Origin of the sequence: Streptomyces sp. NPDC093801 (assembly GCF_040701585.1) — a bacterium.
Classification (GTDB): domain Bacteria; phylum Actinomycetota; class Actinomycetes; order Streptomycetales; family Streptomycetaceae; genus Streptomyces.
Genome location: NZ_JBFBDP010000016.1, coordinates 1 through 26,314, shown reverse-complemented (window position 1 = coordinate 26,314; position 26,314 = coordinate 1). Strand labels below are relative to the sequence as shown.

The 26,314-nt window shown below is 72.6% G+C and carries 24 protein-coding genes and 1 riboswitch; of the genes, 20 read left to right on the top strand and 4 right to left on the bottom strand.

The features are described from left to right. Window positions 1–108 precede the first annotated feature (108 nt). Window positions 109–1,356 carry an Ig-like domain-containing protein gene (locus AB0469_RS19740; protein ID WP_366452689.1) on the top strand — a complete coding sequence of 416 codons (1,248 nt, stop codon included), beginning with the start codon at window positions 109–111 and terminating at the stop codon, window positions 1,354–1,356. Between the two features lie 91 nt (window positions 1,357–1,447). Here the strand turns inward: AB0469_RS19740 and AB0469_RS19735 are convergent, their stop codons facing one another. Further along, window positions 1,448–1,849, bottom strand: coding sequence for a hypothetical protein (locus AB0469_RS19735; protein ID WP_366452688.1), 402 nt, complete (start codon window positions 1,847–1,849; stop codon window positions 1,448–1,450). A 200-nt stretch (window positions 1,850–2,049) separates the two neighbouring features. Between AB0469_RS19735 and AB0469_RS19730 the strand changes: the two genes are divergently transcribed. From AB0469_RS19730 to AB0469_RS19705, 6 genes are all read left to right on the top strand, one after another. Continuing rightward, window positions 2,050–2,670, top strand: a complete 621-nt coding sequence (locus AB0469_RS19730; protein WP_366452687.1) for a heme-copper oxidase subunit III — start codon at window positions 2,050–2,052, stop codon at window positions 2,668–2,670. Window positions 2,671–2,744: 74 nt separating this feature from the next. Further along, entirely contained in the window at window positions 2,745–3,554 is an 810-nt protein-coding gene (locus tag AB0469_RS19725) for a c-type cytochrome (RefSeq protein ID WP_042813644.1), read from the top strand. Beyond that, complete coding sequence (locus AB0469_RS19720) at window positions 3,551–4,609, top strand: Rieske 2Fe-2S domain-containing protein (protein WP_366452686.1); 1,059 nt, start codon at window positions 3,551–3,553, stop codon at window positions 4,607–4,609. Before AB0469_RS19725 ends, AB0469_RS19720 begins: the two co-directional genes overlap by 4 nt. Continuing rightward, window positions 4,606–6,231 carry a cytochrome bc complex cytochrome b subunit gene (locus AB0469_RS19715; protein WP_366452685.1) on the top strand — a complete coding sequence of 542 codons (1,626 nt, stop codon included), beginning with the start codon at window positions 4,606–4,608 and terminating at the stop codon, window positions 6,229–6,231. Before AB0469_RS19720 ends, AB0469_RS19715 begins: the two co-directional genes overlap by 4 nt. 169 nt (window positions 6,232–6,400) lie before the next feature. After that, window positions 6,401–7,465 carry an anthranilate phosphoribosyltransferase gene (gene trpD, locus AB0469_RS19710; RefSeq protein ID WP_366452684.1) on the top strand — a complete coding sequence of 355 codons (1,065 nt, stop codon included), beginning with the start codon at window positions 6,401–6,403 and terminating at the stop codon, window positions 7,463–7,465. Window positions 7,466–7,554: 89 nt separating this feature from the next. Beyond that, window positions 7,555–7,671, top strand: a riboswitch (SAM riboswitch). Window positions 7,672–7,902: 231 nt separating this feature from the next. Next, window positions 7,903–9,330, top strand: a complete 1,428-nt coding sequence (locus AB0469_RS19705) for an aminotransferase class V-fold PLP-dependent enzyme (RefSeq protein ID WP_366452683.1) — start codon at window positions 7,903–7,905, stop codon at window positions 9,328–9,330. A gap of 43 nt (window positions 9,331–9,373) precedes the next feature. Here AB0469_RS19705 and AB0469_RS19700 read toward each other — a convergent pair whose 3' ends face one another. Both AB0469_RS19700 and AB0469_RS19695 read right to left on the bottom strand, forming a co-directional pair. Further along, complete coding sequence (locus tag AB0469_RS19700) at window positions 9,374–9,655, bottom strand: Lrp/AsnC ligand binding domain-containing protein (RefSeq protein ID WP_007263678.1); 282 nt, start codon at window positions 9,653–9,655, stop codon at window positions 9,374–9,376. After that, the gene (locus AB0469_RS19695) at window positions 9,652–10,386 is read right to left on the bottom strand and encodes a rhomboid family intramembrane serine protease (RefSeq protein WP_366452682.1); all 735 of its coding nucleotides are present in this window, start codon (window positions 10,384–10,386) and stop codon (window positions 9,652–9,654) included. Before AB0469_RS19695 ends, AB0469_RS19700 begins: the two co-directional genes overlap by 4 nt. Window positions 10,387–10,499: 113 nt before the next feature. On the opposite strand from AB0469_RS19695, the gene AB0469_RS19690 reads away from it, so the two are divergent. The 7 genes from AB0469_RS19690 to AB0469_RS19660 all read left to right on the top strand — a co-directional run bounded on the left by AB0469_RS19690 (window position 10,500) and on the right by AB0469_RS19660 (window position 18,986). Next, window positions 10,500–10,742 (top strand): hypothetical protein, encoded by a 243-nt coding sequence (locus AB0469_RS19690; protein WP_042813634.1) that lies wholly within the window; start codon window positions 10,500–10,502, stop codon window positions 10,740–10,742. A gap of 39 nt (window positions 10,743–10,781) precedes the next feature. Beyond that, on the top strand, window positions 10,782–12,146 hold the full coding sequence (locus AB0469_RS19685; protein ID WP_366452832.1) for an NYN domain-containing protein: 1,365 nt from the start codon (window positions 10,782–10,784) through the stop codon (window positions 12,144–12,146). A gap of 286 nt (window positions 12,147–12,432) precedes the next feature. Continuing rightward, complete coding sequence (locus AB0469_RS19680; RefSeq protein WP_366452681.1) at window positions 12,433–13,485, top strand: NlpC/P60 family protein; 1,053 nt, start codon at window positions 12,433–12,435, stop codon at window positions 13,483–13,485. Window positions 13,486–13,725: 240 nt separating this feature from the next. Then, window positions 13,726–14,784 carry an NlpC/P60 family protein gene (locus AB0469_RS19675; RefSeq protein WP_366452680.1) on the top strand — a complete coding sequence of 353 codons (1,059 nt, stop codon included), beginning with the start codon at window positions 13,726–13,728 and terminating at the stop codon, window positions 14,782–14,784. Between the two features lie 25 nt (window positions 14,785–14,809). Further along, window positions 14,810–15,931, top strand: a complete 1,122-nt coding sequence (locus AB0469_RS19670; protein WP_366452679.1) for a hypothetical protein — start codon at window positions 14,810–14,812, stop codon at window positions 15,929–15,931. 21 nt (window positions 15,932–15,952) lie between these two features. After that, window positions 15,953–17,095 (top strand): glycosyltransferase family 4 protein, encoded by a 1,143-nt coding sequence (locus AB0469_RS19665; protein ID WP_366452678.1) that lies wholly within the window; start codon window positions 15,953–15,955, stop codon window positions 17,093–17,095. A 274-nt stretch (window positions 17,096–17,369) separates the two neighbouring features. Further along, entirely contained in the window at window positions 17,370–18,986 is a 1,617-nt protein-coding gene (locus tag AB0469_RS19660; RefSeq protein WP_366452677.1) for a GMC oxidoreductase, read from the top strand. 68 nt (window positions 18,987–19,054) lie between these two features. Here AB0469_RS19660 and AB0469_RS19655 read toward each other — a convergent pair whose 3' ends face one another. Then, window positions 19,055–20,851, bottom strand: a complete 1,797-nt coding sequence (locus AB0469_RS19655; RefSeq protein ID WP_366452676.1) for an AMP-dependent synthetase/ligase — start codon at window positions 20,849–20,851, stop codon at window positions 19,055–19,057. A 254-nt stretch (window positions 20,852–21,105) separates the two neighbouring features. Here AB0469_RS19655 and AB0469_RS19650 point away from each other — a divergent pair, with 254 nt between their 5' ends. The 6 genes from AB0469_RS19650 (at window position 21,106) to AB0469_RS19625 (ending at window position 26,222) form a co-directional block, all read left to right on the top strand. Next, on the top strand, window positions 21,106–21,888 hold the full coding sequence (locus AB0469_RS19650; RefSeq protein WP_366452675.1) for a metallophosphoesterase: 783 nt from the start codon (window positions 21,106–21,108) through the stop codon (window positions 21,886–21,888). Window positions 21,889–22,003: 115 nt separating this feature from the next. Next, window positions 22,004–22,447 (top strand): SRPBCC family protein, encoded by a 444-nt coding sequence (locus tag AB0469_RS19645; RefSeq protein ID WP_366452674.1) that lies wholly within the window; start codon window positions 22,004–22,006, stop codon window positions 22,445–22,447. Between the two features lie 205 nt (window positions 22,448–22,652). Further along, entirely contained in the window at window positions 22,653–23,816 is a 1,164-nt protein-coding gene (locus AB0469_RS19640; protein WP_366452673.1) for an ArsA-related P-loop ATPase, read from the top strand. 67 nt (window positions 23,817–23,883) lie between these two features. Then, window positions 23,884–24,348 carry a DUF5304 family protein gene (locus AB0469_RS19635; protein WP_366452672.1) on the top strand — a complete coding sequence of 155 codons (465 nt, stop codon included), beginning with the start codon at window positions 23,884–23,886 and terminating at the stop codon, window positions 24,346–24,348. A 62-nt stretch (window positions 24,349–24,410) separates the two neighbouring features. After that, window positions 24,411–25,352 (top strand): ROK family glucokinase, encoded by a 942-nt coding sequence (locus AB0469_RS19630; RefSeq protein ID WP_366452671.1) that lies wholly within the window; start codon window positions 24,411–24,413, stop codon window positions 25,350–25,352. A 75-nt stretch (window positions 25,353–25,427) separates the two neighbouring features. Beyond that, entirely contained in the window at window positions 25,428–26,222 is a 795-nt protein-coding gene (locus AB0469_RS19625) for an endonuclease/exonuclease/phosphatase family protein (protein ID WP_366452670.1), read from the top strand. Window positions 26,223–26,314 lie beyond the last annotated feature (92 nt).

The window sequence follows — 26,314 nt, the reverse complement described above, 5'->3', positions numbered from 1 at the left end:
TACCCAGCAGGACCTGAGGGGCCCGGACACCTTTTCGGAGGAGTCCGGGCCCCTCGTTTGCAGTCACCCCGCGCGACGTAATAGTCATATGTTCATAGCGTTGAGCGCATGAACCACTCACCGCGTCTTTGGACGGTACTCAGCTGCTCCCTGCTGGTCGCGTCCCTCGGTGCCGGCGCCACCGCATGCGGGGGGTCCGCAGACAACCCGCTGTCAGCCCGCCCGTACGACGCGGGCAAGCAGGTCGCGTTCAACCAGCCGGCCAGCGGCCGCGCCGGTGACCCCGACAAACCCCTCGAGGTCACCGTCAAGGGCACGGAGTCCCGCATCACCGACGTGACCGCCGTGGACACCCACGGGCGCCGCCTGGCGGGCGAGCTCTCCGCCAAGGGGGACCGCTGGCACAGCACCTCCCCCCTGGCCGCCGGCGTCCGCTACACCGTCGCGGTGAGCACGGAGGACCAGCACGGCGCCCCAGGGCTGCGCACGCTGACCTTCGACACCACCCCGGCCAAGAAGGTCCTCAAGGTCGAATTCGGCCCGGACGAGGGCAAATACGGGGTCGGGCAGCCCATCACGGCCGAACTCAGCGAACCGGTCAAGGACAAGGCCGCCCGCGCCCTCGTCGAACGGGGCCTGGTCATCGACACCCCGGAGCCCGTCGAGGGAGCCTGGCACTGGGTCGACGACAAGAACCTGCACTTCCGCCCCAAGGACTACTGGCCCGCCCACTCCTGGGTCTCCGTACGGAGCAACCTGGAGGGCGTCAAGATCGAGGACGACCTCCACGGATCCGCCTCCAAGCCCCTCAAGCTGGAGATCGGCGACCGGGTGGAGGTCACCACCGACGCCGCCGCGCACACCCTCACGTTCGAGCGCAACGGAGAAGTGATCAACACCATTCCGGTGACCACCGGGAAGCCGGGCTTCTCCACCCGCAACGGGGTCAAGGTGGTGCTGGGCAAGCAGTACTTCGTCCAGATGCGCGGGGACACCGTCGGCATCGGCGGCAGCGAGTACTACAACCTGCCCGTCTACTACGCCACCCGCGTCACCTGGAGCGGCGAGTACGTGCACGCCGCGCCCTGGTCCGTCGGCTCCCAGGGCTACGAGAACGTCAGCCACGGCTGCACCGGCATGAGCACGGGCAACGCCGCCTGGTTCTACGAGAACATCACCGAGGGCGACATCGTCCGGGTGATCAACAGCATCGGCGACGACATGGAGCCCTTTGGCAACGGCTACGGCGACTGGAACCTGGACTGGAAGGAGTGGCGCGAGGGCAGCTACCTCCTCAAGGGCACCCAGGAGGGCCGCAGCCCCATGGACCAGGCCCGCCTGCGCCCCGCCGTCTGAGCCGACGCCCCCGGGAAGCCCGCGAGGGCCCGCGGACGGCCACAGGGCCGTCCGCGGGCCCTCGTCGTGCCGTCCGGGGCCCGAGGGCGCCTCAGGCGTCCAGGGACAGCCGGGAGCGCAGCACCCCCGCCAGGGCCCCGGGGAACTCCACCGGGTCCACCGGGAGGGTGACGGCCGCGTCGGCCCGGCTCCAGGTGGCCAGCCAGGCGTCCTGGGGGCGGCCCATCAGGAGCAGCACCGGTGGGCACCGGAAGACCTCGTCCTTGATCTGCCGGCACACGCCCATGCCCCCGGCCGGGACCGCCTCGCCGTCCAGGACGCAGGCGTCGATGCCTCCGGCGTCCAGTTCCTTGAGGACGGCTGGAAGCGTGGCACATTCCAGGAACTCGACCGGCGGCAGGTCGGCGGCAGGCCTGCGCCCGGCCGCCAGCCGCACCTGCTCCCGGGTGCCCGCGTCGTCGCTGTAGACCAGAACCCGCGCAGTCGCCCGCATTTCGTTCCTCCACGTGTCCGTGAATCACGCTGATGATGCGCGGGATGCTACTCCGTCCGACCCCGTGTCAACATCGGTTCCGCCGGGCCGGCGGGAGCGGTCGTGCGGGGGTGATCTGATGGGCCGTTCGGGCCTTGCACACCCCCCTGACACTCCGAACGGCACCCCCCGGGGTGAGGGCGGGATAAGCGACCGACATAATGTCGGTCGTGGCGACAGCAACGACAGTAGATACCGGGCACGCGCACCCGACGGTCAACCGGCCGAACCTCGTCAGCGTCGGAACCATCATCTGGTTGAGTTCCGAGCTGATGTTCTTCGCGGCCCTCTTCGCGATGTACTTCACCCTGCGATCCGTGATGGGCGCCGAGTACTGGGCAGAACAGGCCTCGGCCTTGAACCTGCCCTTCTCGGCGACGAACACCACGATCCTGGTGCTCTCCTCCCTCACCTGCCAGCTCGGCGTGTTCGCCGCGGAGCGCGGTGACGTGAAGAAGCTCCGGACGTGGTTCATCATCACGTTCGTCATGGGTGCGATCTTCATTGGCGGCCAGGTGTTCGAGTACACCGAGCTGGTCAAGCACGAGGGCCTGAGCCTCTCGTCCAACCCGTACGGCACGGTGTTCTACCTGACCACCGGCTTCCACGGTCTGCACGTGACGGGCGGTCTCATCGCCTTCCTGCTGGTCCTCGGCCGGACGTACGCGGCCAAGAGGTTCACCCACGAACAGGCCACGTCGGCCATCGTCGTGTCCTACTACTGGCACTTCGTCGATGTCGTCTGGATCGGCCTCTTCGCCACGATCTACCTGATCAAGTAGCGAAACGTCGCCGGCTCCGCCCGGCACACCATCCAGAAACACCGACGCAGAAGATCCTGACACCGGGGTAATCCGTGAAAAAGCTCTCCGCACGACGACGCCATCCGCTGGCGGCGGTCGTCGTTCTACTCTTCGCGCTGGCGGTCACGGGGGGGCTGTACGCCGCCTTCGCGCCCGCTGGCAAGGCGCAGGCCGATGAAACCGCCCAGTCCCTCGCCATCGAGGAGGGCAAGAAGCTCTACGCCGTGGGATGCGCAAGCTGCCACGGAACCGGCGGTCAGGGTTCCTCTGACGGCCCCAGCCTGGTCGGCGTCGGCTCCGCGGCCGTCGACTTCCAGGTGAGCACGGGCCGCATGCCCGCCCAGCAGCCCGGCGCCCAGGTGCCGAAGAAGCGGAACATCTACACCCAGGCCCAGATCGACCAGCTGGCGGCGTACGTTGCCTCCCTCGGTGCCGGCCCCATCACGCCGACCGAGAAGCAGTACGACCCGGCCGGTGCCGACGTCGCGGCCGGCGGCGAGCTGTTCCGCAACAACTGCGCGCAGTGCCACAACTTCACCGGCGAGGGCGGCGCGCTGACGAACGGCAAGTACGCCCCGAACCTCGAGGGCGTCGAGCCGAAGCACATCTACGAGGCCATGCTCACCGGCCCGCAGAACATGCCCTCCTTCCCCGACAGCACGATGCCGGAGAAGCAGAAGAAGGACATCATCGCGTACCTCCAGAACGTGAACGGCGAGAAGTCGGTCAGCCCTGGCGGCCTGAAGCTCGGCGGCCTCGGCCCCGTCTCCGAGGGTCTGTTCGGCTGGATCTTCGGTCTGGGTGCGCTGATCGCTGTCGCCGTCTGGGTCGCGGCCCACACCGCTAAGGCCAAGAAGTCATGAGTAGCCAAGACATTCCCGAAGACAAGCACCTGCCCACCGAGCAGGGCGACGCGCACCACGGTGCCGTAGCGGTCGCGGACGACCCGTTCGCCGACCCCGGCCTCCCGGTCCACAAGCCGCGCATCCAGGACATCGACGAGCGGGCCGCCCGGCGGTCCGAGCGCACGGTCGCGATGCTGTTCACGCTGTCGATGCTGGCCACCATCGGCTTCATCGCCTCGTACGTGTCCATCCCGGTCGACAAGATCGTCTACATCTTCCCCATCGGGAAGGTGAGCGGGCTGAACTTCGCCCTGGGCCTGACCCTGGGCACGGCCCTGTTCTGCATCGGCGCGGGCGCGGTCCACTGGGCCCGCACCCTGATGTCCGACGTCGAGGTCGCCGACGACCGCCACGAGATCGCGGCGCCGGCCGACGTCAAGGCGAAGGTCATGCAGGACTTCGCCGACGGTGCGAACGAGTCCGGCATCGCCCGCCGTCCGCTGATCCGCAACACCATGCTCGGCGCGCTGGCCCTGGTGCCGCTCTCCGGCGTGATGCTGCTGCGCGACCTGGGCCCGCTGCCCGAGCAGAAGCTGCGCAAGACCGTCTGGGCCAAGGGCAAGCTGATCATCAACCAGAACACCATGGAGCCGCTGCGCCCCGAGGACGTCCTGGTCGGCTCCCTCACCTTCGCCATGCCCGAGGGCCTGGAGGAGGAGCAGCACGACTTCCAGGTCCAGATCGCCAAGGCCGCCCTGATGCTCGTCCGGATCAAGCCGGAGGACATCAAGGACAAGCAGGAGCTGGAGTGGTCCCACGAGGGCATCGTGGCCTACTCGAAGATCTGCACCCACGTCGGCTGCCCGATCAGCCTGTACGAGCAGCAGACGCACCACGTGCTCTGCCCGTGCCACCAGTCCACCTTCGACCTCTCCGACGGCGCCCGTGTCATCTTCGGCCCGGCCGGTCACGCGCTTCCGCAGCTGCGGATCGGCGTGAATGACGAAGGCTTCCTCGAAGCGCTCGGCGACTTCGAAGAGCCCGTCGGTCCTGCCTTCTGGGAGCGCGGATGAGCACTGCCACCACCACCGAGCGCAAAGCACCGCGCGGCGAGCGCGTAGCCGACTGGGCGGACGGCCGCCTGGGCATCTACAGCCTCGCCAAGGCGAACATGCGCAAGATCTTCCCGGACCACTGGTCCTTCATGCTGGGTGAGATCTGCCTCTACAGCTTCATCATCATCATCCTCACGGGTGTGTACCTGACGCTGTTCTTCCACCCGAGCATGAACGAGGTCGTGTACCACGGCTCGTACGTGCCGATGCAGGGCGTCCAGATGTCCGAGGCCTTCGCCTCGACGCTGGACATCAGCTTCGACGTCCGCGGCGGTCTGCTCATCCGGCAGATCCACCACTGGTCGGCGCTGATCTTCGTCGCCGGCATGGTCGTGCACATGATGCGCGTCTTCTTCACCGGTGCGTTCCGCAAGCCGCGCGAGATCAACTGGATCTTCGGCTTCCTGCTGCTGGTCCTCGGCATGTTCACCGGCTTCACCGGTTACTCCCTGCCGGACGACCTGCTCTCGGGCACCGGTGTCCGCTTCATGGAGGGCGCGATCCTGTCCGTGCCGATCGTCGGCACGTACCTGTCGTTCTTCCTCTTCGGCGGCGAGTTCCCCGGCGGCGACTTCGTCGCGCGGTTCTACTCGATCCACATCCTGCTGCTGCCCGGCATCATGATGGGCCTGCTGGTGGCCCACCTGATCCTGGTCTTCTACCACAAGCACACCCAGTTCGCGGGTCCCGGCAAGACGAACAACAACGTCGTCGGCATGCCGCTGCTGCCGGTCTACATGGCCAAGGCCGGAGGCTTCTTCTTCCTGGTCTTCGGTGTCATCGCGGCCATCGCGGCCCTCGCCTCGATCAACCCGATCTGGGCGCTCGGCCCGTACCGCCCGGACCACGTGTCCACCGGTGCGCAGCCCGACTGGTACATGGGTATGCCGGAAGGCCTGATCCGTGCCATGCCCGGCTGGGAGATCAACCTGTGGGGCCACACGCTCGTCCTGGGCGTGTTCATCCCGCTGCTGCTCTTCCCGCTGGTCCTCGGCGCGATCGCCGTCTGGCCGTTCATCGAGTCCTGGGTCACCGGCGACAAGCGCGAGCACCACATCCTGGACCGCCCGCGCAACGTCCCGACCCGTACGGCCTTCGGTGTCGCCTGGATCGCGGAGTACATCGTGCTCCTCATCGGCGGCGGCAACGACATGTTCGCCCAGTACTTCCACCTGTCGATCAACTCGATCACCTGGTTCGTCCGGATCGGCTTCTTCGTCGTCCCGGTCCTGGCCTTCATCGCCACCAAGCGGATCTGCCTCGGCCTCCAGCGCCGGGACCACGACAAGGTGCTGCACGGTCGCGAGACCGGCATCATCAAGCGCCTGCCGCACGGTGAGTTCATCGAGGTGCACGAGCCGCTCCCGCAGGGCAAGCTGCACACGCTCACCTCGCACGAGCAGTACAAGCCGATCGAGCTCGGCCCGACGGTCGACGAGAACGGTGTCGAGCGCAAGGTGACGCGTACCGAGAAGCTGCGCGCGAAGCTCAGCAAGGGCCTCTACGCGGAGGGCAACCAGATCTCGAAGCCCACCGCCGAGGAGTACAAGGAGATCCAGTCCGGCCACGGCCACCACTGATCTCCGGCATGACCGCTTGAGGGACCGGCCCCCGGGCCGATCCTGGTGTCGCCACGGCAGGAGCCCCCGTCCAGTGTCTGGACGGGGGCTCTTTGCCGTCTCCGGGGCTGGATAGGCTGAGATCCTTCCCATTCGACGTGCGATCACCGACGAGCAGCAGGAGCTGACCATGAACGTTGCGACCCCGGCAGGCGGCGACAGCGTGGCGGCCCGCAGCTGGCCGGGCATCCTGGAGGCGCTGCTCTGCGGCCGCGACCTCGCCACCGACGACACCGCCTGGGCGATGGAGCGGATCATGCGCGGCGAGGCCACCGACGCGCAGATCGCGGGCTTCGCGGTGGCCCTGCGGGCCAAGGGCGAGACCGTGCAGGAGTACACGGGGCTGGTCCGCACGATGTACGCCCACGCCAACCTGATCGAGGTGCCCGGACGGACCGTCGACATCGTCGGCACCGGCGGCGACGGCGCCAAGACCGTCAACATCTCGACCATGTCGGCCATCGTGGCGGCCGGCGCGGGCGCGAAGGTCGTCAAGCACGGAAACCGGGCCGCCTCCTCCGCCAGCGGCTCCTCCGACGTCCTGGAGAAGCTCGGCGTCAACCTGCGGCTGACCCCGGAACGGGTGGCGCAGGTCGCCGAGGAGGCCGGCATCACCTTCTGCGCCGCGGTGGTCTTCCACCCCGCCCTGCGGTACGCGGCCTCGGCCCGCCGCGACCTCGGGGTGCGCACGGCGTTCAACGGCCTCGGCCCGCTCACCAACCCCGCCCGGGTCACCGCGCAGGCCGTGGGCGTCGCCGACCCCCGGCTGGCCCCGATCATGGCGGGCGTGCTCGCCGAGCGGAACACCTCGGCCCTCGTCTTCCGCGGCGACGACGGCCTGGACGAGCTGACCACCACCGGGACCTCCCGGGTGTGGTGGGTCCGCGAGGGCCGGATCACCGAGCACGCCTTCGACCCGCGCGACGTGGGCATCGCGACCATCGACATCTCGGCCCTGCGCGGCGGCGACCCGTCGTACAACGCCGACGTGGCCCGCCGCCTGCTGGCGGGCGAGACCGGCCCGGTCCGCGACGCCGTCCTGCTGAACTCGGCGTCCGCCCTGGTGGCCGTGGACCCGGGCACGGGCTCGCTGGAGGAGCAGCTGTCGGCGGGCATCGCCCGCGCGGCCGAATCCATCGACTCGGGCGCCGCCCTGGCCGCCCTGGAGCGGTGGGTGGCGGCCAGCAACGCCTGAGCCGGCCGGGTGCTTCCGGCCACGACCCCGGTCCACATCGTGGACCGGGGTCTTGCGTTCGGTGGGCCCTGTGGCAGGATGCTGTCCAAGGTCACGAGTGACAGCGTCAAGGCCCCGGCTCGCTGTCCGGCAACCCTCCTTCCGTGGCGGGGTGCCCCGGGTGATGACCAGGTCGTAGGCAGCGAGGTCTACGGCAAGCGCGGATCCCTCGACACCAGGGGTCCTGGTCTCTCGAGGAGCGTTTTCCGTGAGCAAGCGAATGCGATAGGGCGACTCCGCCCCTTCTTCATCCCTCGGACCAGGGTCCCTTCCGCGTACCCCCGACCGGTCCGAGGTCCTTCCCGTACCCCCTACGGCCGCTGCCGCCACCGCGCGCCGCCGTACCCGCGTACGGGCACACCGAAGCCATTCAGCCCTGCCTGCCGGGAGATACCGCCATGTCCGCGTACCCGAACGCCACCGCCACCGCCACCTCCGCCGTCTCCGCCGACCCGGCCTGTGCCGAGCCGCTGCCCGTGCTCGGCCGGGACGTCACCGTCCCGCTCGTCACCGGCGGCGAGGTCACCTACGCGGCCCTGGACTACGCGGCCAGCGCCCCCGCGCTCCAGCGGGTCTGGGACGACGTCGCCGCGTACGCCCCCTACTACGGCAGCGTCCACCGCGGCGCGGGGTACCTCTCTCAGCTCTCCACCGACCTCTTCGAGCAGAGCCGGGCCACCGTCGCCGCGTTCCTCGACTGCCGCCCCGCCGACCAGGTGGTCTTCACCCGGTCCACCACCGACTCCCTGAACCTGCTGGCCGCCGTGCTCCCGGCCGACTGCCAGGTGTTCGTCTTCGAGACCGAGCACCACGCCTCGCTGCTGCCCTGGCGCGACGCGCAGGTCACCTGCCTCGACGCCCCGCGCACCCCCGGCGAGGCCGTCGCCACCCTGGAGCGGGCACTGGCCGATCGCGACCCCTACGGTCCGGCGCTGGTCTGCGTGACCGGCGCGTCCAACGTCACCGGCGAGCTGTGGCCGGTCCGGGAGCTCGCCGCCGCCGCGCACGCCCACGGCGCGCGGATCGTGCTGGACGCCGCCCAGCTGGCGCCCCACCACCCCGTCTCGGTGCGGGAGCTGGACGTGGACTGGGTCGCCTTCTCCGGGCACAAGCTGTACGCGCCCTTCGGCTCCGGCGTGCTCGCGGGCCGCGCGGACTGGCTCCGGGAGGCCGAGCCGTACCTGGCCGGTGGCGGCGCCTCGCGCACGGTGGCCCGCCGCGAGGACGGCGGCGTCGACGTCGAGTGGCACACCACCGCCGCCCGGCACGAGGCCGGCTCCCCGAACGTGATCGGCGTCTACTCCATCGCCTCCGCCTGCCGGGCGCTGGAGGAGGCCGGGTTCGAGAACCTCGTCGCCCGTGAGCGGCACCTCATCGCCAAGGTCCGCGAGGGGCTGGCCGAGGTCCCGGCGGTGCGGGTGCTGTCCCTGTTCGGGGACGACGCCCCGCGCGTCGGCGTCATCTCGTTCGTGGTCGACGGCTGGAACAGCTCGCACTTCGCGGCGGCGCTGTCCGCGGAACACGGTATCGGGGTCCGGGACGGGCTGTTCTGCGCCCATCCGCTGGTGCGGACGCTGCTGGGCAGCGAGCCGCAGGAGCCGGGCGAGTGCGGGGCGCCGGAGGCTGCGCCGGGGGAGCGGAGCGAGGTGGGGGTCCCCCCGGCCGAAGGCTGGGGGAGGTCGCTGAACGCGATCCGGGTCAGTTTCGGGGCGGGCACCCCCGACGAGCACGTGGAGCGGTTCGTCCGCGCGGTGAAGGAGCTCGTCGCGGACGGCGCGAAGTGGCGGTACCGCACCGAGGACGGCCGCTGCGTCCCGGCGGTGTAGCGGGGCGCCGGCGGCCGGCGGGGCTGACCCTGCCCCGCCGGTGCTACGCGTCCAGGCCGATGGCGAAGGCCGCTTCCAGGTCGTGCTGGGAGTAGGTGCGGAACGCGACGTGGGTGTCGGTGGCCTCGACGCCGGGGATCTTGGAGATCCGGCCGGGGATGATGTCCGCCAGGTTCTCGTGGCGGGCCACGCGGACCAGCGCGATCAGGTCGTACGTACCGGTGACGGAGTAGACCTCGCTGACGCTGTCCAGCTGGGCGATGGACTCGGCGATCTCGGGGATCCGGTCCACGCTGGTCTTGATGAGCACGATCGCGGTGATCACGGTTGGCTGTCTCCCTCGCCGGCAGTCACTGGTCGCCTCACTCTAGTCGTACGGCGATATCGCGCCCACGCGTAGCAGAAGCCCACGGAGAAGCCGACCACGTGGGCGAGGTAGGCCACCCCCGGCCCGCTCCCCGCCCGGTGCGCGGCCAGCCACTGGAGCCCGAACCAGAACATCAGCACGATCCACGCCGGGAACCGCAGCGGCAGGAACAGCAGGAACGGGAACAGGCTCGTCACCCGGGCCCGCGGGAACAGGAACAGGAACGCGCCGAGCGCGGCGGAGATCGCGCCGGACGCCCCGACCAGGGTCTGGTCCGAGGAGGCGTTGGCCGCCGCGTAGGCCGCCAGGGCCACGTAGCCGGTGCAGAGGTAGAAGACGAGGAACGCCGGCCGGCCCATCCGCTCCTCCGTCATGGCGCCGAAGACGTAGAGGAAGAGCATGTTCCCGAGCAGGTGCAGCCAGCTGCCGTGGACGAAGAGCGCCGTGAGCGGGGTCAGCAGCGGGCGCACGGCCCCCGAGAAGAGCTCGTCCGGGACCACGCCCCAGTGCCGGAAGTAGGCGGTCCCCGTCGCTATCAGCCGGTCACCGGTTCCGAAGGACGGGTTCAGGCCCGAGGCCGGGCTCGTCAGGAACGCCGCGCAGCAGCCGGCGATCAGCGCGTACGTGACCACGGGGCCCCGGGCGGCCTCGCGCACGGCCCGCCACTTTACGATCATGGGAAAGAGCATGACGCAGGTGGACCCCCCTGAGGGTGGTGCCAGGCCGTAGGGTTACGTGCTGCGGTCCTCCGGCCGCCGCGGAAGGCTTTAATTGAACGAGCTACGAAGGAGAGAGCGGTCCGATGACGACGGTTCCCCTGCCGACCGACACCACCCGGTGGCGCTGCACCCTGTGCGGCAACCTCACGCGGTTCGATGTCACCCGATCGTCGAAGGTCGTGGAGTACGTCCACCTCGACCTCGCCGGGGAGCCCAAGGTCGAGGAGCGCGAGGTGGTCAGTGAGACCATCGAGTCGGTCCGCTGCCGCTGGTGCAACGCCGTGGACCAGATCGAGCTCGTCGACAGGCCGGGTACCGACTCCTGACGGAGCCGGGCCCGCAGGAGATCACGGTAGGGGTGACGGATTGTGGAGCCAGCAAGCGGCGCCGGGCCGGCCGACGCGGCCCGCGACGCCGCGGAGGTCCTCGACCGCCCGCTGCCGGAAGGCGTGCGGCGCAGGGTCGTCGCGCTCGTCTCGGACGCCTTCGGCGGCCTGACGGTCGCCGACCTCCCGGCGCAGCTGCGCCAGTACGCCCGGTTCACCCCGACCCGGCGCGCCAAGTTCGCGGGCAACGCGATGGCCGCCGCGGTGGAGGGCGACGGGGTCTTCCGCAGCCGGGTCGCGGAGAAGGTGCGCGAGGCGCAGCCGGAACTGGCCGGGGCGCTGGAGTCCGGTGCCCCGCCGGCCGCCGCGGACCCGCTGGACGTGGCGGCCGCCGCGTACGTGCTGCGCCCGGCCGGCTGGGTCAAGCTGGTGGCCGCCGCGGGCGAGGAGGCGCAGCGCGCCGACGCCGAGCGGGTCGACGACGAGAACCGGCGCGAGCTGGAGCGGCTGCGCGCGGAGCTGGCCCAGCTGCGCGAGGCCCAGCGCAGCGGTGGTGAGCAGGTGCGGGCCGAGCTGGACGCCGCCCGCAAGGAAGCGGAATCGCTTCAGCGCAAGCTGCGCAGCGCCCTGAGCGACGTCAAGCGGGGCGAGGCGGCCCTGCGCAAGCTCGGCGGCGAGATCGACGGGATCCGCGGTGAGGCGGCCGCCCAGGTGGCCGCGGCCGAGAGCGAGTCCCGGAGGCTGAAGTCCCGTCTGGCGGAGGCGGAGTCGGCGCTGGAGACCGCGCGCCGGGCCACCCGTGAGGGGCGCAGCGTCGAGGACATGCGGCTGAGGCTGCTGCTGGACACCGTGCTGGACGCGGCGGCGGGGCTGCGCCGCGAGCTGGCGCTGCCGCCGGTCTCGACGCGGCCCGCGGACACCGTGGACGCCGTCGAGCCGGGCCGGATGACCCCGAAGGACATCGCGGCGCGGGCCCTGTCGGAGACCGATCCGGCGCTGCTGGACCAGCTGTTGGCGCTGCCGCAGGCGCATCTGGTGGTCGACGGGTACAACGTGACGAAGACCGGCTATCCGACGATGCCGCTGGAGAAGCAGCGGCTGCGGCTGCTGGGCGGGCTGTCGATGCTGGCCGCGCAGACCGGTGCCGAGATGACCTGCGTCTTCGACGGGGCGGAGCTGGCGGCGCCGGTGCTGCTCGCGCCGCCGCGCGGGGTGCGGGTGCTGTTCTCCAAGGCCGGGGTGACGGCGGACGAGCTGATCCGCCAGCTGGTGCGGGCCGAGCCGCCCGGCCGTCCGGTGGTGGTGGTCTCCACCGACCGCGAGGTGGCCGACGGGGTGGCGAAGGCGGGGGCCCGGCCGGTGGCGTCGGCGCTGCTGCTCAAGCGGCTCGCGAGGGTTTCGTAGCGCTGTGCGGATCTTGCGCCTGATGTAACGACTGTGCTGGATGCCCGAATTGACGGTTCGTGGAGGAGACGCACCGTCAAGGGGGCGGCACGCAGCGTGGGTCCCGGGTAAAGAAGCCGGAAGGGCAGCGGATTTTTACGTTCCGGGATTTGAACTGATCACGGACGGGTCACTAGGGTCTGCTCAAACCTTCGTTCGGCAGGACACCCATTCGGGGTGTCGGCGGAGGCGCGCTGCCGAGTGTGCGACCGCCTTCGGCGGCTCCAGGAAGAAGGAGCACGCGTCCGTGGCGTCCCACCGTCGACCCAAGCCGCCGACCCGCACCCGCGTCAGCGTCCTCACCGCCCTCGCCACCGCGGCCGTCGCCCTGTCCTCCCAGTCGGCCATGGCCGCCCCGGCCCCGGACAAGCCGAACAAGGACGAGGTCAAGACCAAGGTCGACGCCCTCTACGAGGAGTCCGAGCAGGCCACCGAGCAGTTCAACGGGGCCAAGGACCGCCAGGACAAGCTGGAGAAGGAGATCGGCTACCTCCAGGACCAGGTGGCCCGCGGCCAGGCCGACCTCAACGACCTGCGCAACACCCTCGGTTCGATGGCCACGGCCCAGTACCGGGGCGGCGGCATCGACCCCTCCGTGGCCCTGCTGCTCTCCGGCGACCCGCAGAACTACCTCGACAGCTCCGCCACGCTCCAGCAGTTGAGCGGCCGCCAGGTCGAGGCGATATCCAAGATCCAGGCCAAGCAGCGGGAACTGGCGCAGCAGCGCGCCGACGCCACCGGCAAGCTCGCCGACCTGGACGCCGTCCGCAAGGAACTGGCCGAGAAGAAGGCCACCGCCCAGAGCAAGCTCGCCGACGCCCAGGCCCTCCTCAACTCGCTGACCGCCGAGGAGCGCAGCGAGCTCAAGAGCGACGCGGCCAAGGACGGCGCGGCCTCCGCGAAGGCCGCCGGCGGCGGCACGGGCGCCAAGCCCGGCGCCGCGAAGGGCTCGGGCCGCGCCGGAGCCGCCCTCGCCGCCGCCATCACCCAGGAGGGCGACGCCTACCACATGGGCGACACCGGCCCCAACTCCTGGGACTGCTCGGGCCTGACCCAGTGGGCCTACGCCCAGGCCGGCGTCAGCATCAGCCGCACCACCTACACCCAGGTCAACGACGGCACCCGCATCGGCCGCAGCGAGCTCCAGCCCGGCGACCTCGTCTTCTTCTACGGCGACCTGCACCACGTCGGCCTCTACGCCGGCAACGGCCAGGTCTTCCACGCCTCCAACCCGACCGGCGGCGTGCGCTACGAGGCCATGAGCAACATGCCCTTCCAGTTCGGCGTCCGCGTCGGCTGACCCTCCCCGCCCGTCCGGGCACCCGCCGCACACCGCCCATCCGGGCGAATTGCGCGGACCCGCCCTGACCCCGCGCCCCGCCCATGACCTGCGTCAGAGGCGGGGCGCCTGCGTACGGGCCCGCCGGCGGGCGTTGGCCGCCGCGTGACCGCGCGGCTACTGTCTGCCAGCGCGGAACCCGGAACACGGCCGTCCACGGGGGCGGACCCGGACCCGCGCAGCGCAAGGGAGCGGTGCCACGTGGCGTCCCATCGCCGGCCCGGCAGCGGCGGCCCCGACCGGAACGCCAGGGCCGCCGTCCTGACCGCCGCAGCCGCGGCCACCGCCGCCGTGGCCCTGAGCGGCGCACCCGCCGGCGCCGCCCCGGCCTTCCCCGAGGATCCCCCCGCGAGCTCCCGGGCCCAGGTCGACCGGCTCTTCGAGGAGGCCGAGCAGGCCACCGAGAAGTTCAACCGGGCGGGCGAGAAGGCCGACGCCCTGCGCGCCGAGATCAGCCGCGCCCAGGACGCCGTCGCCCGCGCGCAGGACCGCGTCAACACCATGCGCGGCGTCCTCGGCGCCTTCGCCGGGGCCCAGTACCGCTCCGGCGGCCTCGACCCCACCGTCGAGCTGATGCTCTCCGAGGACCCCGGCGCCTACCTCGACAAGGCCGCCGTCCTCGACCGGCTGAGCGGCCGCCAGGCCAGGCAGCTCGACGAACTGCGCGAGGAGCAGCGCCGGATCGGCCAGCAGCGCCGGGACGCCTCCCGCAAGCTCGCCGAACTGGAGACCCTGCGTACCGAGGTGGCCACCCAGAAGCGCGCCGTCACGGCGAAGCTCGCCGCCGCCCGCAGGCTCCTCGACGGGATGCCCTCCCAGGAGCGCGCCGACTTCGAGCGGGCCGCCCGCTCCGGCGGCCGCGCCGACGCCCTGCCGGACCTGCCCGGCGCGCCCGCGGGCGGCGGCCGCGCCTCCGGCCGGGCCATGGCCGCGGTAATGGCCGCCCGCGCCGCGCTGGGCAAGCCGTACGTCTGGGGCTCCACCGGCCCCTCCGGCTTCGACTGCTCCGGGCTGATGGTCTGGTCCTACCGGCAGGCCGGCGTCTCCCTGCCGCGCACCTCGCAGGCACAGCGCCACGCCGGCCGGCAGGTGCCGCTCTCGCAGGCCCAGCCCGGCGACCTCGTGACGTACCGCTCGGACGCCAGCCACGTCGGCATGTACGTCGGCAACGGCCAGGTGATCCACGCCCCCTACCCCGGCGCCCGGGTCCGCTACGACCCCGTCGGGATGATGCCCGTGTCCTCCGTCACCCGGCCCTGACCCCCGCCCTGCGTACGATCGGCGGATGGACCCCCTCCGCCGCGCCCTCCTGCGCCTCCTCGTGCCGGCCCTGTGCCTGCTCGCGGCGGCGGCCGGATGCGCGGCGCCCGCCCCGCCCGCCGACGGGCAGGTCCGCCGGGCCGTGGCCGACTGGGCGGCGGCCCCGCCCGCGCGGCTCGCCGGGATCCCGCTGGAGGGCTGGGCCTACGAGGTCACCTCGGTCCGGCGGGACGGCGCACGGGCGTTCGCCCGAGCCGAGCTGCGCTACCGCCTCGCCGGCTACGACACCGCCCCCGCCGGGTCGGCCCGCGAGCTCGAACTGGCCCGGGACCCCGGCGGCGCGGCCTGGCGGGTCACCGCAGACCGGCCCGCCCCCGGGGCCCCGCCGCAGCTGTGGGACCAGGGGGAGGTGGCCGTCGTACGGGGCGCGCACTCCCTCGTGCTCGGCGTCGGCCAGAGCCCGCAGACGCTCTCCGGCCTCGCCGCCGAGGCCGACCGGGCGGTCCCGGCCGTGAGCGCCGCCTGGCCGCGGCCGTGGGCGGGGCGGGTGGTGGTCCTGGTCCCCGGCACGCTGGACGCGATGGCGGCGCTGCTGGGCCGGCCGGCCGACACCTACCGGGGCATGGGGGCCGTCACCACCGGCGCCACGGGCGCCGGCCCCGCCCCCGCGGACCGGGTGGTGGTCAACCCGGAGGGCTACGCGCAGCTGTCGCAGGCCGGCCGGCAGATCGTCCTCACCCACGAGACCACCCACGTGGCGACCCGCACCGCCACCACCGCCCGGACCCCGCAGTGGCTGTCCGAGGGCTTCGCGGACTGGGCGGCGTACCGGGAGGGCCCCCTCGGCCCGGCGCAGGCCGCCCCCACCCTCGCGCGGGCCGTCCGCCTCGGCGACCTCCCGGCAGCCCTCCCGGACGACGGGGCCTTCGCCTTCGGCGGCGACCAGGAGGCGATGGCCCGGGCCTACGAGGGCGCCTGGCTCGCCTGCCGGCTCGTCGCCGCCCGCTGGGGGGACGCCGCCCTGGTCCGGCTCTACGAGGGCGCCGGCCGCGCACCGCTGCCGACCGCCCTCGGCCAGGCCCTCGGCACGGACCGGGACGCCCTGACGAAGGCCTGGCAGGAGGCGTTGCGGACGGAGCTCGGTTAGCCGTCCGGTACGTTGGCGGGGATGCACAAGACGCTGATCGTGACCAACGACTTCCCGCCGCGCCCGGGCGGCATCCAGGCCTTCCTGCACAACATGGCGCTGCGGCTGGACCCCGAGCGGGTCGTCGTCTACGCCTCCACCTGGAAGCACGGCGCGGAGGGCCGCGAAGCCACCGCCGCCTTCGACGCCGAGCAGCCCTTCACCGTGGTGCGCGACCGCACCACGATGCTGCTGCCGACGCCCCGCGTGACCCGGCGTGCCGTGTCCCTGCTGCGCGAACACGGCTGCGAGTCCGTGTGGTTCGGGGCGGCCGCCCCCCTGGGCCTGATGGGTCCGGCGCTGCGCCGGGCGGGCGCCCGGCGGCTGGTCGCCACCACCCACGGGCACGAGGCGGGCTGGGCCCAGCTGCCGGCCGCGCGGCAGCTGCTGCGGCGGATCGGCGAGGGCACGGACACCCTCACCTACCTGGGCGAGTACACCCGCTCGCGGATCGCCTCGGCGGTGACGGACCGGGCGGCGGCGCGCATGGTCCAACTCCCGCCGGGGGTGGACGAGAAGACCTTCCACCCCGGTTCGGGCGGGGCCGGGGTCCGGGCCCGGCTGGGGCTCAGCGACCGCCCGGTGGTCGTCTGCGTCTCGCGGCTGGTGCCGCGCAAGGGGCAGGACACGCTGATCGAGGCGATGCCGCGGATCCTGGCGCAGGTGCCGGACGCGGTGCTGCTGATCGTGGGCGGCGGCCCCTACGAGGCGGACCTGCGGGCGCTGGCCGCCGCGAAGGGGGTCACCGGGTCGGTGGTCTTCACGGGCGCCGTCCCCTGGGCCGAACTGCCGGCCCACTACGGGGCGGGGGACGTCTTCGCGATGCCCTGCCGGACCCGGCGGGGCGGACTGGACGTGGAGGGCCTCGGCATCGTCTACCTGGAGGCGTCGGCGACGGGCCTGCCGGTGGTCGCGGGGGACTCGGGCGGGGCGCCGGACGCGGTGCTCTCCGGCGAGACCGGGTGGGTGGTCCGGGGCGGCGACCCCGAGGAGGCGGCGGACCGTATCGTCCCGCTCCTCCAGGACCCGGACCTGCGGGCCCGCATGGGTGCGGCCGGCCGCGCCTGGGTCGAGTCCCGCTGGCGCTGGGACCTCCTGGCGGACCGCCTCCGCGAACTCCTGTAGCCCCGGTCGGGGTCCGCCGCGCGGAACCGGTCCCCCAGGCCGGCGGGCCGGATGGCCGCTGCGCGGTGACTCCGGCCCGCGCGGCGATCGAGCGCACGCAACGGGGTCCGGGGCGGAGCCCCCGGGGCGCATCCCGGCGGCAGCCGGGGGAGGAACGGGGGAAGGGCGGGCAGGGGACCTCGCCCCGCGCAGTCGAAGCCACGGCCGACTGTCACTCGGAAACGTGGCACACCGCGATATGGCCGCTTCGGCGGAATCCGCTCATCATGCGCCCATGACACCGAACCTGACGCGCCGTCAACTCGGCCTCAACGCCCTCCGCACCGCCGCCGCCCTCGGCCTCACCCGCATCGGCCTCACCACCGCCACCGCCGCCGAGGCCCCGCCCGCCGCCCGCTACGCACCCGCCGTCGTCGTCGGCTCCGGCTACGGGTCCGCCGTCGCCGCGCTCAGGCTCGGGCAGGCAGGGGTCCGCACCGTCGTCCTCGAAATGGGGCGGCTGTGGGACACCCCCGGGCCCGACGGGAAGGTCTTCCCGTCCACCTCCGCCCCCGACCAGCGGTCCATGTGGTACCGCACCCGCACCGAGGCCCCCCTCGCCACCTTCCTCTGGCTCGACGTCGTCAACCGCGACATCAGCCCCTACCCCGGCGTCCTCGACCGCGTGAACTACGGCGACATGTCCGTCTACGTGGGCCGCGGCGTCGGCGGCGGATCCCTCGTCAACGGCGGCATGGCGCCCACGCCCCGCCGCTCCTACTTCTCCGAGGTGCTGCCCCAGGTCGACGCCGAGGAGATGTACGGCACCTACTACCCGCGCGCCCGCGCCATGCTCGGCGTCAACTCCATCGACCCCGACTGGTTCGAGTCCACCGAGTGGTACCGCTTCGCCCGGGTCTCCCGCAAGCACGCCCAGAACACCGGCCTCAGGACCACCTTCGTGCCCAACGTCTACGACTTCGGGTACATGCAGCGCGAAGCCGCCGGCACGGCCGAGAAGTCCGCGCTCGCCGGCGAGGTCATCTACGGCAACAACCACGGCAAGAAGAGCGTCGACAAGACCTACCTCGCGGCCGCCCTCGGCACCGGCAACGTCACCATCGAGACCATGCAGCGCGTGGTCGCCGTGCGCCAGGACCCGGCCGGCGGATACGTCCTGACCGTGCGGACCAGCGACGTCACCGGCAAGGTCACCCAGGTCCGCGAACTCGGCTGCGCCCAGCTCTTCCTCGGCGCCGGCAGCCTCGGCACCACCGAGATCCTGCTGCGCGCCCGCGAGACCGGCGCCCTGCCCGCGCTCAGCGAGCGGGTCGGGCAGAACTGGGGCACCAACGGCAACGTCATGACCGCCCGCGCCAACCACCTCTGGGACACGGTCGGCGCCCACCAGGCCACCATGCCCGCCCTGGGCATCGACGACTGGGACAACGCGGCCAACCCGGTCTTCGCGGAGATCGCCCCGCTTCCCATGGGCATCGAGCACTGGATCTCGATGTACCTGGCCATCACGAAGAACCCGGAACGCGGCCACTTCACCTACGACGCCGCCACCGACTCGGCACGGCTCCAGTGGACCCGGGACCAGAACGCCCCGTCGGTCGCGGCGGCCAGGAACCTCTTCGACCGCATCAACCTCAGGAACTTCACCATGTACCGCTACGACCTGTTCGGGGAGAACAAGGCCTTCGCCGACACCTTCACCTACCACCCGCTGGGCGGCTGCGTCCTCGGCGAGGCCACGGACGCCTACGGGCGGGTCAAGGGCTACCGGGGGCTCTACGTCCTCGACGGGTCGCTCGTCCCCGGCTCGCTCGGCGTGAACCCGTTCGTGACGATCACGGCCCTCGCCGAGCGGAACATGGAGCGGATCCTGGCCGAGGACCCGCGCTAGGACGGGTACCGGGCCGGGAGCGGATCACGGACGGACCGCGGACGGATCGCGGGCGGATCGCGGACGGCTCAGGAGCGGTACAGGGCCTCGATCTCGTCCGCGAAGTCCTTCGCCACCACATTGCGCTTGAGCTTCAGCGACGGCGTGATGTGGCCGGACTCCTCCGTGAACTGGGAGGGGAGGATGCGGAACTTCCGCACCGACTCCGCCTTGGAGACCGCCGCGTTGCCGTCGTCCACGGCCTTCTGGACGGCGGCCATCAGGTCCGCGTCCTCGCGCAGGTCCGCCGCCGTCGACCCGGCCGGCTTGCCGTTCTCCGCGGCCCACCGGCCGAGGAACTCCTCGTCGATGGTGACCAGCGCCGCCACGAACGGCTTGCCGTCGCCGACCACCATGCACTCGGCGACCAGCGCGTGGGCCCGGATCCGGTCCTCGATCACGGCGGGGGCGACGTTCTTGCCGCCCGCCGTGACGATGAGCTCCTTCTTGCGGCCGGTGATCTTCAGGTAGCCGTCCTCGTCGAGGGTGCCGACGTCACCGGTGTGGAACCAGCCGTCGGACATCGCCTCGGCGGTGGCCGCCTCGTTCTTCCAGTACTCCTTGAAGACGTGCTCGCCGTGCACCAGCACCTCGCCGTCGTCGGCGATGCGCAGCACCGAGCCCGGCAGCGGCTGGCCGACCGTGCCGATCTTCTGCTTGTCCCAGGGGAGGAAGGCCGTGGCCGCGCAGGTCTCCGTCAGGCCGTAGCCCTCCAGGACCGTGAAGCCGATGCCGCGGAAGAAGTGGCCGAGCCGCTCGCCCAGCGGGGCGCCGCCGGAGATCGCGTACTCGCCGCGCCCGCCGAGGACGGCGTGCAGCTTGCTGTAGACCAGCTTGGAGAAGATCTTGTGCTTCAGCTTCAGGCCGAAGGACGGGCCCGACGGCAGGTCCAGCGCCCGGCTGTACGCGATCGCCGTCTCGGCGGCGGCGTCGAAGATCCGGCCCTTGCCGTCGGCCTGCGCCTTGGCGCGCGCCGAGTTGTAGACCTTCTCGAAGACGCGCGGCACGCCGAGGATCAGCGTCGGGCGGAAGGACTGGAGCTCGTCGGTGAGGTTCTTGATGTCCGGCACGCAGCCCAGCCGGATCGGCGCCAGGACCGCCGCGACCTCCACCAGGCGGCCGAAGACGTGCGCGGCCGGCAGGAACAGCAGCACCGAGCACTCGCCGGTGCGGAAGAGCGGCTTCAGGCGCTCCACGACGTTGCCGCACTCGGCGAAGAAGTTGCGGTGGGTCAGCACGCAGCCCTTGGGGCGGCCGGTGGTGCCCGAGGTGTAGACGATGGTGGCCGGGTCGTCGGCGTTGGCCAGCGAGCTGCGGGCGTCCACGTCGGCGTCCGGCACCCCGGCGCCGGCGGCCTTCAGCGCGCCGAAGGCGTCCTGCTCGATCTCCCAGACCTCGCGCAGCTCCGGCAGCCGGTCGCGCAGGGCGGCCACGCTCGCGCTGTGGCCCGGGCTCTCCACGATGGCGGCGACGGCGCCGGAGTCACCGAGGATCCACTGGATCTGCTCCGGGGAGCTGGTCTCGTAGACCGGCACGGTGACCGCGCCCGCGCTCCAGATCGCGAAGTCGAACAGGACCCACTCGTAGCGGGTGCGGGAGATCAGCGCGACCCGGTCGCCGGGCTGGATGCCCGCCGCGATCAGGCCCTTGGCGGCGGCGCGCACCTCGGCGAGGAACTCCGTCGCCGTGACGTCCTGCCACCGGCCGTCGACCTTGCGGCTCATGACGGCGGTGTCTGGGTGCTGGGCGGCGTTGCGGCGGATGAGATCCGTCAGGTTCCCGTCCGAAGGGACCTCGTACAGGGCCGGAAGGCTGAACTCGCGCAAGACTGCTGCTCCTCTGGGCGCCATCGCCACCGTGTGGACCGACCGGACGTTACCCACCGGTAGTGGGTTCCCGATAGAGGGAACCGGCCAGATGTTCCGTGCGTCACATTCTGGACTTCGCCGTGCATCGCAAACGCCGCCACAGCGCTGCCGACAGTAGTCGACCGCCTCCAGGACTCGGAAGTAACCGCAGGTCCGGCCGCCTGCGAGCCCCCCTCTACCCGCCGGGCGCGGCCACCCCTAGGGTGGCGGGCATGGGTACCGGCAAGAGGCGTACACGGGTCCACGTCGTCAGCGACGTCCACGGCAACACCGACGCGCTCGCCCGGGCCGGCGACGGCGCCGACGCCCTCGTCTGCCTGGGTGACCTGGTCCTCTTCCTCGACTACGCCGACCACTCGCGCGGCATCCTCCCCGACCTCTTCGGCGTGGAGAACGCCCACCGGATCGTCGAGCTGCGCACGGCCCGCCGCTTCGCCGAAGCGCGCGAATTCGGCCGCCGGCTCTGGGACGGACTGGACCGGGAACGGATGATCGAGGAAGCCGTCCGCCGCCAGTACGCGCAGATGTTCGCCGCCTTCCCCAGCCCGACGTACGCCACCTACGGCAACGTCGACATCCCCGGTCTGTGGCACGAGTACGCCGGACCCGGCACCACCGTCCTCGACGGCCAGCGCGTGGAGATCGGCGGCCGCGTCTTCGGCTTCGTCGGCGGCGGACTGCCCTCGCCGATGCGCACCCCGTACGAAGTGGACGAGGACGAGTACGCGGCGAAGGTCGAGGCGCTCGGCGAGGTCGACGTGCTGTGCTCCCACATCCCGCCCGAGGTCCCCGAGCTCTGCTACGACACGGTCGCCCGCCGCTTCGAACGCGGCAGCACCGCCCTGCTGGCCGCGATCCGCCGCACGAGGCCGCGGTACGCCCTCTTCGGGCACGTCCACCAGCCGCTGGCACGCCGGATGCGGATCGGGGCCACGGAGTGCGTGAACGTGGGCCACTTCGCCGCGACGGGCCGGCCGTGGGCCCTGGAGTGGTGACCGTGATCGCACCGGCCAGGGTGCCGCAGTGGCGGGACCCGCACGCGCGATAGCCTTCACGCGGCGGCCCGAGGCCCCGCAAACCTGCCGAACACTTGCCGTAGGAGCGACCGCGATGGCGGAACACACCAGCTCGAGCATCACGATCGACGCCTCGCCGGCCCAGGTCATGGCCGTGATCGCCGACTTCGCCCGCTACCCCGAGTGGACCGGTGAGGTGAAGGAGGCCGAGGTGCTCTCCACCGACGCCGAGGGCCGCGCCGAGAAGGTGCGCCTGCTGCTGGACGCCGGCGCGATCAAGGACGACCACACCCTGTCCTACAGCTGGAAGGGCCAGGACGAGGTCAGCTGGACCCTCCACAAGTCCCAGATGCTGCGCCAGCTGGACGGCTCCTACCGGCTCGCCCCGCTGGACGGGGGCCGGAGCACGGAGGTCACCTACCAGCTGACGGTCGACGTCAAGATCCCCATGCTCGGCATGATCAAGCGCAAGGCGGAGAAGGTCATCATCGACCGCGCCCTGGCGGGCCTGAAGAAGCGCGTCGAATCCGGCGCCTGAGCCGCTCCCCGGCCCCCGCCGGCTTTCGAGGCGTGGGGGCACACCCGGCGGTCGCCGGGGGAGGAACGGTGGAAGGGCGGGCGGGGGACTCGGCTCCGCGCCGCGGCACGGCGCCCACCCGTCCGACCGTGGCCGGCCCGCGCGGCGGGGGCCGCACGCCCCCCGGTCCGCAGCCGCCGCCGGGCGGCGTAGCGTGCACGGGAGGATGATCTACGACCCGGAGCACCGCATGCCGCACACCCTCCTCGTCACCGGACCCGGCGGCGCCGGCCGGACCACCGTCGCCGCCGCCACCGCGCTCGCCGCGGCCCGCGCCGGACGGCGCGTGCTCCTGCTGTGCGGCGAGGACCCTTGGGACGGCGTCCCGGCCCCCGACCGGCTCCGCCTCGCCCGCATCGACTCCGGCCAGGAGTTCCGCACCGAGCTCGCCGCCCTCCAGGAGCGCGGCGCCACCCTCCTCGGCATGCTCGGCGGCAGCCCCCTGGGCGCCGAGGAACTCACCGAACTCCCCGGCGCCGAGCAGTTCGCCCTGCTCCGCGGGCTGCGCCGGGCCGCCGCCGCGCCCGACACGGACCTCGTCGTCGTCGACATGCCCCCGCTGCACCAGGCCCTCACCACCCTCGCCCTCCCCGCCCAGCTGCGCCGCTACCTGGCCCGGCTGCTGCCCGCCGAGCGCCAGGCGGCCCGCGCCCTGCGCCCCGTACTGGCCCAGCTCGCCGGGGTCCCCATGCCCGCCCAGTGGCTCTACGAGACCGCCGCCCGCTGGGACGAGGAGCTCGCCGCCGTCCAGGCCGTCGTCGAGGCCCCCACCACGGGGGTCCGCCTGGTCGCCGAACCCGGACCCGCCGCCGACGCCGCCCTGCGCACCGGCCTGCTCGGCCTCGCCCTGTACGAGCTGCCCGTCCGCGACCTGGTGGCCAACCGGCTCGTCCCGGCGGACTCCGCCGACCCGTGGGTGGCCGGGCTCGCCGCCCAGCAGGGGCGGTACCTGGAGGAGTGGCGACGGGACCTGCCGGTCGTCGCCCTGGGGCACCTCGGCCGGGACCCCCGCGACCCCGGCGAGCTCGCCGCAGCCCACGGCATCGCCCCGGCCCCCGCCCCCGCGCCCCGCCCCCGCTGGGCCGTCGAGGACCGGCTCGCCGAGGACGGCGTCCTCGTCTGGGCGGTCCCGCTGCCCCGCGCCCGCAAGGACGAGCTCGACCTGATCCGGCGCGGCGACGACCTGCTCCTCGCGGTCGGCCCCCACCGCAGGACCGTTTCCCTCCCCTCCGCCCTGCGCCGCTGCACCGTCTCCGGCGCCGCCCTCGTCGACGGGGTGCTCCGCATCCGCTTCACCCCCGACCCGCAGCTGTGGCCACGGGCGCGCTGACCTGCGTACCTCCGTTCGGGTACCGTCGGAAGTAGCCCCTACCGCAGCCGCCGCAGGAGAGTCCGCCATGAGCGAGGCCACCGACCGCCCCACCGACGACGACGCCTGGGCGAAGGCCTGCGCCGAGGACCTCGCCGCCGAACGGGAGCGCCGCCGGGCGGAGCGCGAACAGGACCGGGGTGCGGGCGCCGCCACCGGCACCGCCGCCGAGGAGCTGTTCAAGCTCTTCGGCGCCGTCGCCGACAAGGTGTCCGCCCTCAACAACCCGGAGCTGGCCGCAGCCGCCCAGGGCGCCGTACGCCAGTTCGTCAACCAGGCCAGGACCGCCGCCAAGCCCGTGATCGAGCGCAATCCGGAGGTCTTCGGCCACCTCGCGGCAGCCGGATCGGAGCTCCTCGCCGCCTACCGCTCGGCCGTCGAGGGCCACGAGCGCCGCTGGACCCGGGACGAGCCCCCCGCCCCCCGCAAGCACACCGACGGCGACGACGGGGGGCCCGACGAGGGCCCGGCGCAGCGGATCGATCTCGACTGATCCTCCGCCCGCCTCGGGTACGGTTGGCCGTGGCGGGGCTTGACCGGAAAACCGAGGGACTAATGGGACTCACCATCGGCGTCGACATCGGCGGCACGAAGATCGCGGCCGGCGTGGTCGACGAAGAGGGCACCATCCTTGAGACGTACAAGGTGCCCACCCCGCCAACCGCGGACGGCGTGACGGAGGCGATCTGCGCCGCCGTGTCCGAGGTCAGCAGCAACCACACCATCGACGCCGTCGGCATCGGCGCCGCCGGGTACGTGGACGACAAGCGCGCGACGGTGCTCTTCGCACCGAACATCAACTGGCGGCACGAGCCGCTCAAGGACAAGGTCGAGCAGCGCATCGGCCTGCCCGTCGTCGTCGAGAACGACGCGAACTGCGCGGCCTGGGGCGAGTACCGCTTCGGCGCCGGCCAGGGCCACGAGGACGTCATCTGCATCACGCTCGGCACCGGCCTGGGCGGCGGCATCATCATCGGCAACAAGCTGCGCCGCGGGCGCTTCGGCGTCGCCGCCGAGTTCGGGCACATCCGGGTCGTCCCCGACGGCCTCCTGTGCGGCTGCGGCAGCCAGGGCTGCTGGGAGCAGTACGCCTCCGGCCGCGCGCTCGTCCGCTACGCGAAGCAGCGCGCCAACGCCACCCCCGAGAACGCGTCGGTCCTGCTGGGGCTCGGCGACGGCACCCCCGAGGGCATCGAGGGCAAGCACATCAGCGAGGCCGCCCGGGCCGGCGACCCGGTGGCCGTCGACTCCTTCCGCGAGCTCGCCCGCTGGGCCGGCGCGGGCCTGGCCGACCTCGCCTCCCTCTTCGACCCGTCGGCGTTCATCGTCGGCGGCGGCGTCTCCGACGAGGGCGACCTCGTCCTCGACCCCATCCGCAAGTCCTTCAAGCGCTGGCTGATCGGCGGCGCCTGGCGGCCGCACGCCCAGGTCCTGGCCGCGCAGCTCGGCGGCAAGGCCGGCCTGGTGGGCGCGGCCGACCTGGCCCGCCAGGGCTGAGACCCGCTCGGGAAGGTCTGGAGCCGCCCGCCGCGCCCCCTGTGGGAGCGGCGGGCGGCTGCGTATCTTGCGGGCATGGTGCCTGACACGCTGCCCCCGCCACAGCCGCTGCCCGACGCCGGCGCGGTGCCCGGCGCACTGCCCGGGTCCGTGACGGAGCCGGACGGTTCCGCCGTGATCCGCGTCCTCAGCTACAACGTCCGGTCGCTGCGCGACGACGAGGAGGCCCTGGCCCGGGTGATCCGGGCCTGTGCGCCCGACCTGGTCTTCGTCCAGGAGGCCCCGAGGTTCTTCCGCTGGCGCAAGCACGCGGCGCGGCTGGCCGCCAAGACCGACCTCGTGGTCCTGGGCGGCGGAGCGACCGCGGCCGGTCCGCTGCTGCTGTGCTCGCTACGGGCCTTCGTGGAGCGGACCGAGGACGTGCTGCTCCCCCTCACCCCCGGACTCCACCGGCGAGGCTTCGCGACCGCGGTGGTCCGCTTCGGCGCGGCACGGGTGGGGGTCGTCAGCGCCCACCTGTCGCTGGACGCGACGGAGCGCGCCGCCCAGGCCGACCTCCTCCTCGAACGGGTCGGGGCGCTGGACACCCCGCACACGATCGCCGCCGCCGACGTCAACGAGGCTCCGGGCGGCCCCGCCTTCGGCCGCCTGTCGGACGCCCTCCAGGACTGCTGGACCGCCGTCCCCTGGGGCGGCGGGAACACCTTCCCCTCCGCGGCACCCTCCCGCCGCATCGACGCGGTGTTCGCCTCCCGCAGCGTGGAGGTCCTCGCCTGCGGAGTCCCGACGGGCCTCCCGGCCCCCGACCTCCGCACGGCAACGGACCACCTCCCGGTCCTGGCGGCCCTACGCCTGACTCCGGGCGCGTAGCCACGGCCCGGCGCGGGCCTGTGGTCAACACCTCGCGGCGCGGGCCCGCCGTCGCCCCCGCGAGGGGCCGGGGCGGGCACCGGCCCGCCCCG